The sequence below is a fragment of the Draconibacterium halophilum genome (assembly GCF_010448835.1).
In the GTDB taxonomy this organism is placed as follows: Bacteria; Bacteroidota; Bacteroidia; order Bacteroidales; family Prolixibacteraceae; genus Draconibacterium; species Draconibacterium halophilum.
The window spans coordinates 808751-826167 of the sequence record NZ_CP048409.1 but is presented as its reverse complement, the minus strand read 5'-3'; the positions used below and the strand labels follow the sequence as shown (position 1 = coordinate 826167).

General features: G+C 39.5%; 15 protein-coding genes. 2 read left to right on the top strand and 13 right to left on the bottom strand.

Translation table 11 applies throughout. From position 1 onward, the window contains the following. Nucleotides 1–4: 4 nt before the first annotated feature. Entirely contained in the window at nt 5–952 is a 948-nt protein-coding gene (locus tag G0Q07_RS03240) for a lipoate--protein ligase (RefSeq protein WP_163344736.1), read from the bottom strand. 213 nt (nt 953–1165) lie between these two features. On the opposite strand from G0Q07_RS03240, the gene G0Q07_RS03235 reads away from it, so the two are divergent. Together G0Q07_RS03235 and G0Q07_RS03230 are read left to right on the top strand one after the other, a co-directional pair. Then, nucleotides 1166–1585, top strand: a complete 420-nt coding sequence (locus tag G0Q07_RS03235; protein ID WP_163344735.1) for a hypothetical protein — start codon at nt 1166–1168, stop codon at nt 1583–1585. An 88-nt stretch (nt 1586–1673) separates the two neighbouring features. Beyond that, nucleotides 1674–2672 (top strand): helix-turn-helix domain-containing protein, encoded by a 999-nt coding sequence (locus tag G0Q07_RS03230; protein WP_163344734.1) that lies wholly within the window; start codon nt 1674–1676, stop codon nt 2670–2672. Between the two features lie 157 nt (nt 2673–2829). Here the strand turns inward: G0Q07_RS03230 and G0Q07_RS03225 are convergent, their stop codons facing one another. From G0Q07_RS03225 to G0Q07_RS03170, 12 genes are all read right to left on the bottom strand, one after another. Continuing rightward, nucleotides 2830–3183, bottom strand: a complete 354-nt coding sequence (locus tag G0Q07_RS03225) for a carboxypeptidase-like regulatory domain-containing protein (RefSeq protein ID WP_163344733.1) — start codon at nt 3181–3183, stop codon at nt 2830–2832. Nucleotides 3184–3302: 119 nt separating this feature from the next. After that, the gene (locus G0Q07_RS03220) at nt 3303–3761 is read right to left on the bottom strand and encodes a toxin-antitoxin system YwqK family antitoxin (protein WP_163344732.1); all 459 of its coding nucleotides are present in this window, start codon (nt 3759–3761) and stop codon (nt 3303–3305) included. A 146-nt stretch (nt 3762–3907) separates the two neighbouring features. Beyond that, the gene (locus G0Q07_RS03215) at nt 3908–5884 is read right to left on the bottom strand and encodes an autotransporter outer membrane beta-barrel domain-containing protein (RefSeq protein WP_163344731.1); all 1977 of its coding nucleotides are present in this window, start codon (nt 5882–5884) and stop codon (nt 3908–3910) included. 37 nt (nt 5885–5921) lie between these two features. Then, the gene (locus tag G0Q07_RS03210; protein ID WP_163344730.1) at nt 5922–8663 is read right to left on the bottom strand and encodes a TonB-dependent receptor; all 2742 of its coding nucleotides are present in this window, start codon (nt 8661–8663) and stop codon (nt 5922–5924) included. 473 nt (nt 8664–9136) lie between these two features. Then, the gene (locus G0Q07_RS03205) at nt 9137–10909 is read right to left on the bottom strand and encodes a sensor histidine kinase (RefSeq protein ID WP_163344729.1); all 1773 of its coding nucleotides are present in this window, start codon (nt 10907–10909) and stop codon (nt 9137–9139) included. 96 nt (nt 10910–11005) lie between these two features. Next, nucleotides 11006–11695 carry a response regulator transcription factor gene (locus G0Q07_RS03200; protein WP_163344728.1) on the bottom strand — a complete coding sequence of 230 codons (690 nt, stop codon included), beginning with the start codon at nt 11693–11695 and terminating at the stop codon, nt 11006–11008. A gap of 63 nt (nt 11696–11758) precedes the next feature. Next, entirely contained in the window at nt 11759–12442 is a 684-nt protein-coding gene (locus tag G0Q07_RS03195) for a phosphate signaling complex PhoU family protein (RefSeq protein ID WP_163344727.1), read from the bottom strand. Nucleotides 12443–12472: 30 nt separating this feature from the next. Beyond that, nucleotides 12473–13255: a phosphate ABC transporter ATP-binding protein PstB gene (pstB, locus tag G0Q07_RS03190; protein ID WP_163344726.1), complete on the bottom strand. Its 783-nt coding sequence runs from the start codon at nt 13253–13255 to the stop codon at nt 12473–12475. 104 nt (nt 13256–13359) lie between these two features. Further along, on the bottom strand, nt 13360–14244 hold the full coding sequence (gene pstA, locus G0Q07_RS03185) for a phosphate ABC transporter permease PstA (protein ID WP_163344725.1): 885 nt from the start codon (nt 14242–14244) through the stop codon (nt 13360–13362). Nucleotide 14245: 1 nt separating this feature from the next. Continuing rightward, on the bottom strand, nt 14246–15082 hold the full coding sequence (gene pstC / locus G0Q07_RS03180) for a phosphate ABC transporter permease subunit PstC (RefSeq protein ID WP_163348868.1): 837 nt from the start codon (nt 15080–15082) through the stop codon (nt 14246–14248). A 163-nt stretch (nt 15083–15245) separates the two neighbouring features. After that, a complete protein-coding gene (gene pstS, locus G0Q07_RS03175; protein ID WP_163344724.1) occupies nt 15246–16316 on the bottom strand; it encodes a phosphate ABC transporter substrate-binding protein PstS in 1071 nt (356 codons plus the stop codon). An 87-nt stretch (nt 16317–16403) separates the two neighbouring features. Beyond that, nucleotides 16404–17405 carry a hypothetical protein gene (locus G0Q07_RS03170; RefSeq protein WP_163344723.1) on the bottom strand — a complete coding sequence of 334 codons (1002 nt, stop codon included), beginning with the start codon at nt 17403–17405 and terminating at the stop codon, nt 16404–16406. Nucleotides 17406–17417: the final 12 nt, after the last annotated feature.

Here is a 17417-nt window from a genome sequence, read left to right as displayed (position 1 = left end):
CCTTTTAGAAAAAAGCATAAATCAACTCTTCGTTATCAGTTCCCATTAAATCGCGAATATCCTCATAGAAGTGTGGTTTCCCAAGCAACAAAGCAGATAATTCAGTAGCGTAAGGTTCAACAAAATAATTGCCATGTAGGTTGGCGTTTTCAATATGGCCCTTCTTCACTTCTAAATAGATTTCCAGTGTCCGTCCGTCAATTCCCGCCTTATTGGTAAAAGTGTATTTTGGCGAGTAGCCCCAACGCCAGTCCCAGGTTGTGAATTTTTCGTCAACCAGCTTTTTTATGGCTTCCTCATCATCTGCAGAAATCGTATAACTTTCAGCGCCATCCTTTTTCAATTGCACGTTAATCAGAAAATCTATAAATGCCTCAATATCCAGTTCGTTTTTCAGGAACGGAGCAATATTAGCCACTTTGCTTCGGTTCGACTGCACCGCTTTGCTTGTGTATTTCCCGGGGATAACTTTTATACTATTTCCCAGGTTTTCCAGATCGGAGTTAAACAACAAGGTACCATGATGCAAGACACGATTTTTAAAAACATGCTCTGCATTTCCCGATATCTTTAACCCTTTAATCAGCAAATCGTTTCTCCCGGATGTTGTGGCTTCAATATCCAGTTGGGCAAGTGCTTCCACAACGGGTTCCGTAAACTGTTTAAATGAAATCTCTGCCGGACTTTTAACATTTTTAATAAAGGCAAAATTTACATTTCCTGCATCGTGATAAACGGTTCCCCCACCCGAAATACGGCGTGCAACAGTTATATCGTTTTCGCGCACATAGCGGTAATTTACTTCGCCCAGCGCGTTTTGGTGTTTACCTACCACAACCGTTTTATCGCTTTGCCAAAGCATAAAAATATCATCATCGAAATTCTTTAACAGGTACTCTTCGGTAGCCAGGCAGTAGAAAGGATTGTTGTTTTTAAGTACGATACAAAGCATATTTAAATTTTTACATTTTGCGATTTACAAAATGTAAGTTACAAAATGGAACATTCTTTTGTATAAAATATTATTAACGGATGAAAACTACAAGAATTAAAGGTTCCTCATCATTTTTTCCAACTTTCTTCGTTCTTATTTCAAACCAAAAAAAATTAACTTAACAACTTGCTTCCTGTAGATTTGTTTCGTCAAATCATAAAATTAATTAAGATGAAAACAACACACGTATTTTTTGGAATTATTATTTTCCTTTTGTTCGTGGGACCAATCAATGCACAAACAATTCAGAACCAAGAGGGAGAGGCTCAGGAACTCACTTTGGTTAGAACAAATAATTCGATCAGATTAAATGGCAGCTCTGAAACCCGGGAACTTCAGGTTGAAGTGACGGAAGAAGGTTGTTATTTTAACTTAGACATTGATGCAAACGTTGAAAAAGGGAGTATTAAAATCGAAATATATGACCCCGTGGAAGGAAAAAGGGTGTTTTCTCAACCGGAACAACAAAGGATAAAGAAACTTCTGTTACGCTTAAAACAGATGATAAAGGTGCACAAAAGAAAGAATGTACTGAACGTGTTAGCGGAGAGATTATGCAACGAAATGCATTATCGGGTGTATGGACTATAAAAATTATACCTAATCATACGTTTGGGGTAGTAACATTTCGCAATCAACAATCTTCGAATACGCAAAATGAAAAATCAAAGAGTTCGAGATGATCAGCAAATGTAAACAGGTAAAATATTTCTATTTAATCATTACATTTTTATCCTTTGCTTCACTAAAATCAAATGCAGACCGTATTGAAGGGAAACTGAATGTTGATACTACCTGGAACCGGATTGTTTACCTTTCTTTGATCTCCGGTTTCGATCAATTAAACACCATGTCGAACCAAATGATTATTGATAGGGCTGAGATTGATAAGAATGGAAAGTTTTCGTTCATGACCACTTATCTTCCAGCTGATAATCGATTGTACCGTCTGCATCTTTCAAAAAAAGGAGATCCTCCGGCATCACTAATTATTGGTGGAAAAGATGAAAACCACATTTTCTTAATTGCCAATAGCGAGTCAGATATCTTCTTTAACTGCAAGCCTTCCGAGACCTTGTTTGGGAATGTGGATATTAAAAATTCTCCTGAAAGCCGGCAATTAACTGAAGTCGATAAAATAGCTTTGTTTTTTGACACCGTGAGTTTTAGCAGATCATTTTTAAAGCGTGAACTTGTAGAAAACGCGTTGTACGAAAAATTACGACAATTTGCTGATACCTGCAGCTTCCCTTTGGTGGCCCTCTATGCCATTTACAAGAGTAATTTCGAGTTTCATGTTGAAACTAATCCTGATTTCTACATCCGTTTTCTTGAAAAATGGGAAAAAGAACGATCTCCTTATTTCAATGAATTTAGAAAGAAAGTATATATAAAGCGAAACAGGAACTATTATCCTGCACTATTTGGAATTTCAGGGCTGCTACTCGGAGTTTTATCGATGAGTTTCATTTCAAGGCTATTAAAAAAACCATCAAAAAATGTACTTCAGGAACTAACCATTCAGGAGAGAAACATTTACACCATGCTTCAAAAAGGCAAATCAAACAAAGAAATATCCGATGAGTTGAGTATTAGCCTTAGTACTGTAAAATCTCATGTTAACAATATATTTTCAAAGCTTAAAGTAAAGTCGAGACGAGAAATACTAAATTCCTGACGGCATAAAAAAACCACCCGTCAACCGACGGATGGTTCATATATAGCATATTGCTAATTCACGGGTTTAACCTAACATTTTAATTCCCAAAAATTCTAAAACGTCAAAAACCGCCTCTGCTCTCAGAGGCGGATTCAATCTTAAGTTACTACAACCTTTAGTTAGAAGATTGCAGCTTTATTTTAATATCGTTCTTGTTAGCTTCAACATTTACAACTTCCGATTTTTTCTCGTAAGAAATATAAGTTGTAACCACCTTGTATTCTCCTGGTTTTACTCCTTCAAACGAGAAATTTCCATCAAAATCGGTGTAAGCTTTTTTGTCAGTTCCTTCCAGCTTTACTTCAACACCTACAAGCGACTCCCCTGATAATTCGTCGGCTATAGAACCTGAAATCATCATTGTTGCCTGGCTTTCGGTTTCAGTACTTTTCGATTTGTTATCGTCTTCTTTTGCATTTACCGCTAAAACTGAAATAACAAGTAATGCTGCTATTAATACCTTCTTCATAATATTCATTTTTTGTTTTGTCGATCTTGTACTACAAAAATACAGGATGACAATTACGGAGTGGTTACACTACGATTACAGTTTAATTAAATCCGTTCTAAATTGAGTAGCCAAAACGTTTAGTACTTTCGCTCACTAATCAGGTTTCCCTGCTCATCGTATTTCTTCCAGACTCCGGTTTTTTCGCCATTATCATATTCCAGTTCATACAATAAATGCCCGTAGTCGTTCCAAATAATCCATTTACCATCTTTCTTGCCGTTTTTATAACGTGCAACCGACACCTTAATTCCGTGCTCGTTATACATTACCCATTTGCCATGCATTTGGTTGTGTTTGTACGAACGCACTTCGTTAACATGCCCGTTTTCAAAGTAAATGGTTGTTTTTCCGTGTTTTTCGCCATTCTTTATTTTCACCTCGCTTTGCAGCGTATTATCCTCGTAATAGCCCTGATAAGTTCCGGTGTACTTTTTGGAATTCTTGTAGTAGATTCCATCAATTTCTTCAATTTTTTGTGCTTTCGATGCAGTGATTATCAAAGCCAAAAATCCAACTAAAACCAATAATTTCTTCATTTCAATTTGAGTAAACTCAATAAGAGGAAAGCCCCGGAAGAACCGGAGCTTTTAAAATCGGTTTTTAGGCCGACTTTAATAAACACTGCATAATCAATGTTTTTATAACCTCTTTTTGATTGTCATTTAAATACATTAATGAAATCTTATAACTCAGCGCTAATCCATGTCCATCCTGAAATGTCGATGGCATCTGAATCTTTACCTGAATTTAGCGTGTATTTGCTGGTTTCACCATCCATTAAAGTAGCGTCAGGATTGGCACCATCAATTTGGACATTCGATAATGCACCTGCGTCTTTCATGTCAAGATCGATAGTATAACCTTCCATGTGTAAGCCGGTAATTGTAGCTCCCGATTCCTTTTTGAACTGCAACCCTGTACCGCCAACTGTCGACGTAGCAGTTACATTGGTAAATACCGGGTTATTGTTGTCTTTATCGCCTTCGAAAACCGTTGAGAAACCAGCGATAGTGTGCGATACATAAGTATTGGTAATTCCACCGCTCCAACCTTCAGTCCAGTCGATAGCGTCGTCTTCGCAGTTTTCTACATAAATATTGGTAACCGTTGCAGTACCACCAAAGAATTCGATACCGTCGTCAGATCCGTCGAAAATAGCAAGGTTTTCGAAAGTTGTTCCCGATCCAACAGCGTACAACGAAACTCCGTTGTATTGTGATTCTTCGTTGATTTGTGCACCTGTTCCACGAATTACAAGATTAGTTACCGAACCTGAATTATCCGAATCGTCGGTTCCACCGTAGATAAATCCACCAACTTCGGCTTCTGCATTTACGCCGGCAGTAGTTGTTGCTTTTCCACAGATTGTTAAACCACCCCAGTCGCCCGGCTGGCTAAGGTCTGAAGAAATAACTACAGGATTGTTTGCTTCACCGTTAATGAAGATCTGACCACCCATCAATACCGCAATGTAAACATCAGTTCCACCGTTATCAGCGTGAATTTTTGTTCCTGCAGGAATAGTCAGAGAAGCACCATCCTGAACAATGTACGAACCGGTTAAACGGTAAGTTTTACCGGCATCAAGAGTTACATCTGAGTCAACATTCCCACTCAATTCTACCACTTCTGCGAGTTCTGCATCAATCCATGTCCACTCAGCTGGGTCAACAGTTGCAGGAGCATTGTATGATTTTGTTGGGTCAGCTTCTTCGCCATCGATAATTACGTTTGCCAACGGGCCATTGTCTTTCATATCGATAGACACTGAATAACCGCTTAACGATAAACCGGTGATGGTCATTCCCGACTCTTTTTTGAATTGTAAAGCAGTACCACCGGTGGTAGAAACCGCAGTAAGGTTGTTAATTTTTGGATTGTTGTTGTCTTTATCGCCTTCAATTACCGTTGAAAAACCTTCGATTGTGTGCTCAACGTAAGCATTATTTACTGTTCCGCTCCAACCTTCAGTCCAGTCGATAGCATCGTCTTCGTTGTTTTGCAAAAAGATGTTGGTAACTGAAACGGTTCCGCCGAAAAATTCGATACCATCATCCGATCCGTTGATTACAGCAATGTTATTAAGCGTAGTTCCCGATCCAAGGGCATAACAAGAAACACCATTGTATTGCGATTCTTCGTTAATTTGAGCACCTGTACCTTTAATTACAAGGTAAGTAACCGATCCTGAGTTATCAGTATCATCATTACCTCCGTAGATAAATCCACCTACTTCTGCTTCTGAGTTTGCACCGGCAGTAGTGGTTGCTTTACCACAAATGGTTAAACCACCCCAGTCGCCCGGATTGGCATTTGGCGAAGACATTACAACAGGGCTGCTTGCAGTACCGTTAATTTCAATTTTACCACCCATCAGTACGGCAAGGTAAACACCTGTACCACCTGCATCGGCAATAATGTTGGTTCCGGCAGGCACGGTAAGTTTGGCACCATCGGCTACAATAAAAGAACCACTCAGGTTATACGATACACCTGCACTAAGCGTGTAATTCTCTTCAAGCGTTCCTTCCATAATACCATTGTCGAGTTTTTCAACAACTGTAAGCGTTGGGGTAATCGGATCATCGTCATCACAGCTGACAAAAACTGCTGTTGCCAATAAAGCAAGACCTAAAAATTTGATTAATTGTTTTTTCATCTTTTCTCTAATTTTAATTATACGTTTCACTAATTTTTTAATGCAGATTTATTTTGAGACTTAAACTTAGGTTGATACCTTTTTTGTAAGAGTTAACCACATCGGTGAATGCCTCACCCGACAATGGTTTAATTTCCTGTGTTTGTTCGATTTCAGGATTTAGCAGGTTTTTTGCCGAGAATTTCACCGAAAATGTTTTATTGATCACTTTGCTCATTACCAGGTCAACCGTGGTAAATCCTTTCTCCATAATTTCGTTATTGAATAAGGTTGCGCTGTTGGCAAAGTCTTCGGGTGCACCAAGTGCCAGAATTTTATCCGATGAATAGTTACCCGTTAAAGTGGCCTGAAACTCATTATCGGTATTGGTTGAATAACTTAAAGCACCGTTAAAAATAAACCCGGCAGCTCCTTGTAATTCGGTTTCGGTTTTGTTGTTGTATTGGAAAATATCGTACAAATCCTGACTGTGCCACATTTTTGTAGCGTTCAGTGTCATGTTCAAATCAGGTGTCCCGGAAGTTACGGCTTTAATGATACCGAAGCGTGCTTCAGCTTCAACGCCGTAAACGTCGGCTTGTTCACCGGTGTTGGCAAAGTAAAAGTTACCCGACGAACCACGTGTTTGTGCCATGTTAATCGGGTCGTTTATCATTTTGTAGAATCCGGTTACCGAAAACAATTCGCCACGATCAGGGAAAAACTCCCATTTCAGGTCGAAGTTATAGTTGTCGGATTTTACCAGCTCGGGATTACCTTTTGTTACACGGCCGGTTGGGGAAACATATTCAAAGGGCGCTAATTCCTTAAACTCAGGAAGTGTAATTGTTTTGCTAGCTACAAAACGTAACGATTGTTTTTCGGTAGCCTGGTATTTTAACATCAAGGCAGGCAAAATATTATCGTACGACTCATCAAGACTGCCAACTCTTCCTACATAGTTGGTTACATTCCAGTTCACCTCCAATTCATCGCGCTCGTAACGTACGCCAACGTTACCACTCAATTTTCCTTTCCCGAAATCAACATTAAGATACCCGGCATATACATTTAATGTAGCATCGTAAAAATCCGGATCTACTTCGCGAATTCTCAGGTCTCCGCTTTCGTACAAGTCAAGATTCAGGAATGCTTCATCCAAATTATCGATGGACTGTACGGTTACATTTTTAGCCCGAACTCCGTAAGGCAGCGAGTAGAAATCACGCCCTTTCATTCTGAAGTTTCCACCAAAATTCAACTTTAAGGTCTTATCATCTTTATCGATTAAGGTGATGTTGTCTTTGAGGTAAGCGTTCAGTTCATCGTCGCTAATGGTTTGCATCGACTTTTTTTGCTGGAAATCGCCTACATAGGCAAAACCAACCGAATTTTCGTCGAGCATATTCACTTCGTTATGAATACGGTTTGGCTCGTCGGCATTAACAATATTGTATCCAACTGCCCATTCCAGGCGGTTGTTTTCGGTAATATTGTGTGTTCCGAGTAACTGGTTAATTATTAGCTGCGTTTCTTTTAAGTTCTGATCGCGCGTAAATGCAGCCTCTTGTTGCGGCAGCTGGTCGTAGGCGTAACCTTCTCCATTTCTACCTTGTTCGTACAACTCATCAACGGTTTTAAAAATGACCATACTATTGAAATTCAAGGTGTGATCGGTGCTAAAGTCATAAGCCAGGTTTAACAAACCGGTTGTGTTGAACTCGGTCTGAAAGGTTTCGGCATCGGTATACGAATTATCCAGCACATTCGACCGGTATTTTTTGTAGGTACCATTGCGGTATTCGAAATCGTTTGAATGAGAGAGCGTAGCAAAAACCGAGAATTCGTTATCAAATAACTCAAACTTTTTACCACCCATAAAAGACAAGCCTCTATTCAAAGGAAATTTCTGATCCTCAGTGTTCCAGCTTTGATATTTTAAAGCATCGCCGGTTGTGTAAGTGCGACTATAAGCACCAAAAACATTTACATCGTTGATGTTTTGCGTGGCTTTGAAATTGCCAAAAGTTCCATCTTTAATAATATTGGTTGAGGTTCCGGTTGAAACTTCCAACTCAATATCTTCAGAATAAGTTTTCGACCCGATATTTACAGCTCCCGAAGCCTGGTCGCCATAGGTTTCAACGGCAAAGGTTTTGTTGATTCCAACATTGCCGATTATATCCGTTGAGAACAGGTTCAGATCGATGTTTTTCTTTTCCACATCATCCGACGGAATTGGTAATCCGTTCATCGTTGTAGTTAAATACCGGTCGCCCAAACCACGGATATAAATATCGCCGCTGCCCTCGTTTTTGGTTACGCCGGTAATTTTTGATGTTGCCGTAGCCGCATCAGAAACCCCCATGCTCGACATTCGTTGCGATCCGATACTCTCTTTAATTCCCGAGGCATTTTTTTGATCGATAAGCAACATGGCTTCCGACTCGCGCTTGGCTTTTGCCACCACCTGAACACCTTCAATTTCCAATGTTGCCGGTAATAACGCTACATTTAACTCTACGTTATTGTCCGGTTTTACTTCAACCTGAAATTCCTGTGGATCATACGAAATAAAAGAAACAGCGATGATATGACTACCAACTGCTACATTGGGGATTACGTAATTTCCATCGAAATCGGTAATTGTTCCTTGTGTTGTTCCTTTGATTAATACAGTGGTCCCGATCAGGGCCTCTTTTGTTTTGGCGTCGGTTACAGTTCCTTTAATTGTACCTGTTTGAGCCGTAACTACCATTACCTGAATTAGCAACAGAATGCTAATAAAAAAACGTTTCATATATTTTAAAAGTTGCAGTGTTTATTTATAAACTCATAGAATTTATACAGGCAAAGCAACCCGATATATGTTACAGGCGAATTAAAGACTATTTAAACTTGTATTACATTGTTTTAACGGTTTTGTAATTATCGGGAGAAAGGTGAAATGTTATTGTAATAAGTGATTTCGAATCTTAATTATTGTGCTGATTTACCCTTTCTACACAAGTTCTTGTTCATTTTCATCCGGAACAACTTTCAGCTTCGATCTTCTTCCATCGCCGGACGAGATCAACTTCATCCACTAACCCGGCGCTTCCTGACTGGCGTCAGTCACACCGGGTTATTGCCTGTCGCCCCGTTGGGGCTCTTAATTAAAAGCCATGAAAGTGTGTTCTAGAATAGCCTGGGGTTTCAATGAAAAAGGCCTCCGGAATCTACCGGAAGCCTTAATATATCAATTGATCTAATCCTTTACAATTATCTCGGAACCTACTGTTTTGCTAATGAGAACAGGAACTCAACACCACCCTCGGGTTTATTGCGGGCCGAGATATTTCCTTTGTGTAACTGGATGGCGTTTCTGACAATCGACAACCCCAGGCCCGTTCCGCCCAATTCGCGGGTACGGCCTGAATCAACGCGATAGAATCGTTCAAAAATACGGTTAAGGTGCTCCTCCGGAATTCCTCTGCCATTATCCGAATAACTGAAATAATGAAAATTGGTGTCTTCCAAATAATTTCGAATTTCAATCTTTATATTCTCTCCGGCATAATTAATGGAGTTCTCCAGCAGATTCTGGAATACAGATGAAAGAAGCGAGTCGTTTCCGTTTACAACCACATCTTTATCAATATCCAGCTTACATTTAATGTTTTTTATAGCCATTCTGCTCTCAAGATTCTCAACCACATCCGACACAATATTTTTTACATGAACCGGTTTGATCTCGAATAATTCGCCGGCATCCTCAATATTATTCAGTAACGATATGTCATTTAACAGCAGATTCAATCTTTCGGCCTGTCGACTGGCCCGTTCAATAAAGTATTGTTGCTTCTCTTTGTCGATATCCGGATTCGACATCAGTGTTTCAATGTATCCTTTAATTGATGCCAGAGGCGTTTTTAACTCATGTGCAATATTTGATGTTAGCTGCTGTTTAAGCAGTCGGCGTTTTTCCGGTTTGGTAATATCAGTGATCAGAATTTCGAAACTCTTATCGGCAAATACAATACACATCAGCTTAAAGTAACTGTCGTCTTTTTGAATGGTGAATTCTATTTGCGGCAGCTCGTTACTCTGAAACACAGTGTCTTTATGCAGGTTTTTTTCTAAGAATTTGTTGATCTTTTTAAACTCAGGAATAGTAAAAAAGTTTTCTGCAGAAATAGTCAGCGTATCAGAAATGATGCTCATAAACTGAATAAAATGACTGTTAACCAGCATCTTCTCCTTTTGAGGGGTAAAAAATCCTATTCCTTCATTCAGTATATTCATGTGATTGGCCAACCGGTCTTTTTCAAGTGCAATAGATTCTTTTGCTTCGTGAAGGTTGTTGTATATTTTCACGATCTGCGAACCAATCTCGCCCAGTTCGTTATCCGGGAATTTGACTTCTTCTTCGTTTATCGGTTCGTTTTTCCCGGCTTTAATGGCAAAATCTTTCAATTTGGTAATTGATATGGAAAGACGTTTTGTAAGCTCGTTAATTACCAACCAGATAACCAGAAATATGGCAATAATAAAAAAGATAAACAGGCGCTCGGCTTTGAGGAAGTTCTCGACGTTTACATCATATACCATCGCGGCCCGCACAAAATAATCGTCGTAGTTTCGGGCATAGTAGTAAAAATCAGTACCGGTAGTTGCCGAATGACGAATATTGGCACCTTCGCCTCCAAACAGTGCTTTCTGCACCTCGGGACGTTCAAAATGGTTCTCCATCTTTTTGTATTCGTACACAAAACTATCATACAAAACAATTCCTCTTTTATCGATTATTGTCAATCGTATATTGTCTTGCGGTATCAGAACTTTTAGGGTATCGGCACTACTAAAGTTCTGCTTTTTCATTAACTCGTAATGTTCGATGTAGTTGTGAGCGACCTCGGTAACATTTCGAAGTGTATTTTCCAGCTGCGACGTTTTATAATCTTTTTCGCGCTGCAACTGAAACAACAAAATAGCTACTGTGAACGATAAAAATACCGCTATAAAGTAGTAAAATATTTTTTTTCTGAATGTCTGCTGAATCGGCACTTTGTATTGTTTTAATTGTTTAAATTTCTTTTTTCGCTGCTTGCTAATTGCTTATTTGCGCTGTTTTAATTTGCAAGCCTTCTTTTTATTGCAGGATCAGTTTTTTGGTTCTTTAAAAGCATAACCATAGCCTGATTTCCCTTTTATATATTGTCCGTATTTTCCTATTTTCTTTCTTAACCTGGCAATGTTTACGTCAACGTTGCGTTCGGTAACAATAACATCGTCGTTCCATACCCTGTTAAGTATATCATCTCGTCCAATGTATTGCCCGCGGTGTTTTAGTAGAAGCGTAACTATCTCAAATTCTTTTCGGGTAAGATTAACGGGCTCGTTGTCAATCTGTACCGTTTTACTGTTTGCATCAACCTCAAGGCCTTCAACCTTATAAACCTTATTTTGCTTAATGTTTTGTCGCCCCCGTTTCAATATGGCTTTTATGCGTGCCACCATTTCTTTAATAGAAAATGGTTTTGAAATATAATCGTCGCCCCCAACATTAAATCCGGTGAGGATATCGTTTTCTGCGGTCTTTGCTGTCATAAAAATTATGGGAACGGTAAGTTGCAATTCCCTTCTTATCTTATCCGCCATTTTGTACCCCGACATTTCCCCCATCATCACGTCAAGCAGAAGAAGATCGTACTCATCCAACGGCAGTTTTAGTGCCTGTTCGGCTGAATGAGCCACCGATGTTTCAAAACCCTCACTCGACAAGTTGAACTCTAAAATTTCACAAAGATCTTTTTCGTCGTCAACAATTAATATTTTTGGATTTGATCCCATGATAATATTTTTCACACTTACATTCAGGATACTAAAAATACATTATCCGTCATAAAAACAAGCTTACTTTAAATCTTTATGTCGTATATCTTTCCCTTCAATGGAATAAATAGCAGCTTCGGCAATGTTGGTTGCCTGATCGGCAATACGCTCGATCGTAGTAACCATGCCATTCATGTTGATAAAACTAAGTAGCAGCTGCTTCTCCTCGTTGGAAGATGTACTTTTTTTGATGGCCTTTTTCAACATTTTTTTATTTAACTCATCAACAACTGAATCGTTTTTAATGGTCCAGATGGCATAATCCTTATCATCGTTTGTAAAGGCAAGCAAAGATTTACTTACCATGTTGGCACTTTGAATGAGCATATTGGAAACCACTTCTGAAAGTTCGTTATAAACTTTAGGTGTTTTTATGGTTTCAACAAACCGCAATACATTAATAACCATATCGCCTACCCGCTCAAGACTTATGATAATTCGGTAGCAGGCCATAATCTTACGTATATCGGAAGCCACCGGCTGATACAATGTAATGGTATTAATGATTTTATCGCTTAGTTTAACCTCTAGCTTATCCAGTTTATCCTCGTTCTCGTACAATTCCTTGCTTTGGTCTTTCGGGAATTTTGTTTCACCTGATGAAAGAAGGGTTTCCAATATATCGAGTTGATGAAGCACCAGGTTGGCAAAATCTTCAAAGTCACTCATTATGGCACTTATGGCATCATCCTTTTTTAAAGTCATGATTGTAGAATTTTAATGAAGTTATATAAATTAACCGAATTTACCGGTCAGGTATTCTTCTGTACGCCGGTCTTTTGGATTGGTAAACATATCTTTTGTTTTTCCATATTCCACTAATTCCCCGAGGTACATAAACATAGAATAGTCAGAGATTCGCGCTGCCTGCGACATGTTGTGTGTCACCATCAGTATCGAATAATTCTCTTTCAACTTAACCAACAAATCTTCAATTTTTGAAGTTGCCACAGGATCGAGTGCAGAGGTAGGTTCATCAAGCAAAATCACCTCAGGATCGAAAGCCAGTGCACGAGCAATACAAAGCCTTTGCTGCTGACCGCCCGAAAGAAATGTGCCCTTTTTATGTAATGTATCTTTTACTTCGTCCCAAAGGGTAACATCGCGTAATGATCGTTCAACAATTTCGTCGCGCTCTTTTTTCTTCAGTCGAATTCCGTTCAACTTATAACCGGCCACTACATTGTCGTAAATACTCAATGTTGGAAACGGATTTGGGCGCTGAAATACCATACCGGCCATTCGGCGTAATTGAATGGATGGCATGTCGCTGATGTCTTTCCCGTTTAATACGACCGACCCTTTTATTTCGATGTCTTCGTACAACTCGTGCATGCGGTTAATGGCACGCAACATGGTACTTTTTCCACATCCCGACGGGCCCATTATTGCTGTAACAGCATTTCGTTTAATATCAGCCGAAACATTCTTTACAGCGTAATTTCCTTTATCGTACGCAACCGATAGGTTACTTATGGAAAGTACAGGGTCCTTAATATTTAATGTATCTGTTTTCATACGATTAAAATTGTTTATTAAGTATGGTATCGTATGTAACTCGCACAACTTCAGTCAATTTCATAGATGTAAGTAATTTAAATGCTCGTTTCATCTTTTCTTAACTATTTCGTTCCGGCAGCTATTCGTTTCGATACCAGGTTCAGGGTTAAAACCATTCCCATCAGTAATAATGATGAGCTCCAGATCAGATCCACCATATTCGGATCGTTGTAGAATTCCCAGATCAATAATGGCACCGCACTAGTTGGTTTGGTAATGTCGAAATTGATCACTGAACTACCCAGTGCTGTCAGCATCAGTGGTGCTGTTTCTCCAAGTATGCGTGATATTCCAAGCAAAATACCTGTTAGCAATCCACTAAATCCGGTTGGAATTAGTACGCGCAAAATTACTTTATAGTAAGGCACACCTAATGCAACAGCCGCTTCTTTTATCGACTGCGGAATCATTTTAAGCGTTTCCTCGGTTGAGCGCACAATCATTGGCAACATCATTATTGACAAAGACACACTACCTGCCAGAGCAGAAAACCCACTGGTTATGGGCTTAACGATCCACATGTAAGCGATAAGTCCTAACACAATAGATGGCACACCCTGCAACACATCCGAAACATTTCGGGTAAGATTTGCCAGTAATTTACCGGGATTCTCATACAGGTATATTCCGGTAACCACTCCCACGGGAATAGCAATAAGCGAAGCTAAGCCTACCATTAACAATGTTCCGGTAATTCCGTTTGCGATACCTCCCGGTATTAACTCGCCGTTGCTTACAGCAGTCATTGCCTCGAAGGTATTGGGAGGTGTTTTTATTATAAATTCTAAACTGATTTGACGATAACCTTTTGCAACCAGTTTGTAGATAATAAGAACAATGGGAGAAATGGTTACTAGTGATAAAACGAGTACCAATCCTTTAAATAGCTTGTCTTTTAAAGTTCTTTGGCTAATGTTTGCCGCTGTTATTTTTGCTGCTGAATTCATTTTAACCCATTCGTTTTATAATGAATTTGCCAATGGTGTTTATTATTCCGGTAAGCAGGAATAACAACAAACCAATTGCAATAAGTGAGCTGAGCTTTAAACCATCAGCCTCACCAAACTGGTTGGCAATTACAGAAGCCATAGTATTTCCGGTGCCAAAGAATCCTTCAGGAACAATATTGGCGTTTCCAATTAACATGGTTACAGCCATTGTTTCGCCAAGCGCCCGTCCAAAAGATAAGATGTAACCGGCTATTATTCCCGAGCGTGCCGATGGCACGATCACGCTGAAAATCACTTCAGAACGAGTAGCGCCCAGGGAATATGCAGCTTCTTTCAATTCGTTTGGCACCATGGTAATAATTTCGTTGCTAAGCGATGTGGCGTAAGGAATGATCATAATTGCCAGGATAATACTTGCTGTAAAAATTCCAAATCCCTGGTTGGGTAAACCCATATCAATCAGTACCGGACGTAGTACATAAAATCCCCATAATCCATAAACGATTGAAGGAATTCCGGCAAGTAAATCAACCATGGTACCCAAAACTTTTGCAATTTTCGTTCCCCGGTAGTACTCACCCAAAAACAGTGAAACCGAGAACGACAACGGTAAACTGATAATTAATGCAGCTACCGATGTTATTATTGTTCCTGCAATAAACGGAAGTGCCCCGTAATCTTCTTTCCCCTCGGTTGGATTCCAGTTGTTCGTCCAAATAAAATCCAGACCAAAACTTTTAAATGCCGGAATAGCTCCTTCCACTAAAGAGAAGATCATCCCTCCGGCTACAAAAAGTATAACGAACGAGGAAAGCAGGAGAACTACTTTAGTTATTTTATCGCTGTTAAAAAGCCCCTAAATCCCCCAAAGGGGGACTTATTAAAACCTTTTACCGTGGAATTATTCATTTCGGGCTAAATTCTTTAATCTGAACTGTTGTCAATTGTCGTATCTTTTTCCCTACTCCTCCCCGAGGGGAGGTCGGGAGGGGCTTTTATTATTTCAATATGGATTGCCCGTCGAAAGTAACCGAACGTAAAATCGCTTTGGCTTTTTCGGCAGCAGCATCAGGAAGCGGTGCGTAGTGTACTTTTTCGGCCTGACCTTGTGCATCGGCACTTACCAACCAATCGAGGAAAGTAACTGTTGCCAGCGCCTGATCTTTTGAGCGCCCATTGTAGTTTTGCTCTTTGTAAAGAATGATCCAGGTAAATCCGCTGATCGGGTATGATTCAGGATCGGCAGAATTGGTCAACATGATACGTGTATCTGCAGGAATCTCTGCTTTTGCAGCAGCGCTAACCGAAGCAATTGATGGCTCGATATAGTTTCCTGCGCTGTTTTGCACCAATGCTGTTTGGATTTTCTGAGCAAAAGCATATTCAGAACCGATGTAACCAATGGCTCCTTCGGTTTGGCTAATGGTACCGGCAACTCCGGGATTTCCTTTAGCTCCCATTCCTACCGGCCATTGTAACGATTTTCCTGTTCCTACAGCATCAGCCCATTTTGTGCTAATTTTTGTCATGTAGTCGCTAAAAATGTAGGTTGTACCACTACCATCCGAGCGGTGCACGAAAGTAATTTCCATATCAGGAAGTGCCAAACCTTCGTTGTTGGCTTTAATTGCAGGATTGTTCCAGTTGGTAATTTCTCCCATGAAGATTTTCTCCAGCAATTGGTCTGAAAGTTTGAGGCCATCAACACCAGGAAGGTTATAAGCAATAACAACAGCACCCAATACAGTTGGAATGTGAACTACTTCAGCAGGCATTTCTGCCAGTTTAGCGTCGCTCAAATAGGCATCAGTTGCACCAAAGTCAACCACTTTGTCGGTTAAACTGCGGATACCTCCACCTGAACCAATTCCGCCATAAGTAAGCAGTGTGCCAAACTCAGAAGTGTAGTCCTTAAAAACCATGTTGTAATAGGGCATCGGGAAAGTAGCTCCCGCCGCTGTTAAAGTCACGTTTTTTATTCCGGCTTTTTCTCCACCTTGTTTATTTGACGAGTTAGAGCAAGCTCCCAGAATAAATACTGTTAAAATCAGTAGGGCTAAATTTTTCATTTCTATTTTTTTTATCATTTTCTGTTTTCTATAGATTGTTAAATTCTATTCATGGTGCTTAAAGAATTAAAAAGAGCGTATTTTTTACTAAAATTTGTATTCAAAATTTAGATAGAAATATTTGGCATCAGGCTGAGCTGTATCCTGAAAACTCTTATACCTGAAGTTAGGAGAAATCTTTACTCCTTTTACAACAGCCCATTCCATACCTGCAATAGCAACATTCTCACTCGCCAGCGCATTTTCTGCCATTAATTTGTCGTATCTGAGAAAGGCTTGAAATTTTTCTTTGAATAATAATGATCCGTAAGCCGAGAAAATATCGCGATCGTCATTCAAATTAAACTTGTAATTTTTTAACATATCGTACTCAACTCCAAGGCGATAATTGTCTTTCTCATAACCCAAAAAGAAAGAAATCATATCCTGATTTTCGTTAACAATATCTTCAGTTGCATCGGGCGCATAGAAATAGTCATAATACGTTCGAAACGAAAGACCATCTATAGGTTCTACTTCTAAACCATATCCCATGCGGTATTTTCCTTCTGTATCTTGCTGTGATTTTGCACCCTCACCATTGGTAATGGCCATATCGGCTGCAAGCCAATCTAATAGTTTGTATTTTAAGTATAAACCCGCATCTACACTATTATTGAACTTATACTCGTCCATTGCCGATTTATAAATATAGCGGTACCCCCAATAGTTTTCCTGAGTTTTGAATTGTTTCATCCCCAGAATACCAAATACAGCATCCAAACGGTCGTCTTTATAGGCAATATAAGCGTTTCGCAAATATGCCACCTCTGTTAGTTTTCCGCTCTTTGGATTGTCCATATCTACAATTACTTTTGACTTTAAGCGCGGAGAGAATTGGTGTTCATACCCAATAACACCGCGAGTCAGTTCAAAGCCTGAATACTCTGCGTAGTCCATTTCAGAGTCTCCTCCAAATCCCTGATGCCAATTCGTAAACACCTTTATTACAGCTTTTCCTGAAGGTTTAAATTCTTCTTCTGAAGACTGGCTAAATCCTGCTGATATGATTCCTTGAACCAATAATAACAGCAAAAACATTTTTTTCATTTTATAACTTAA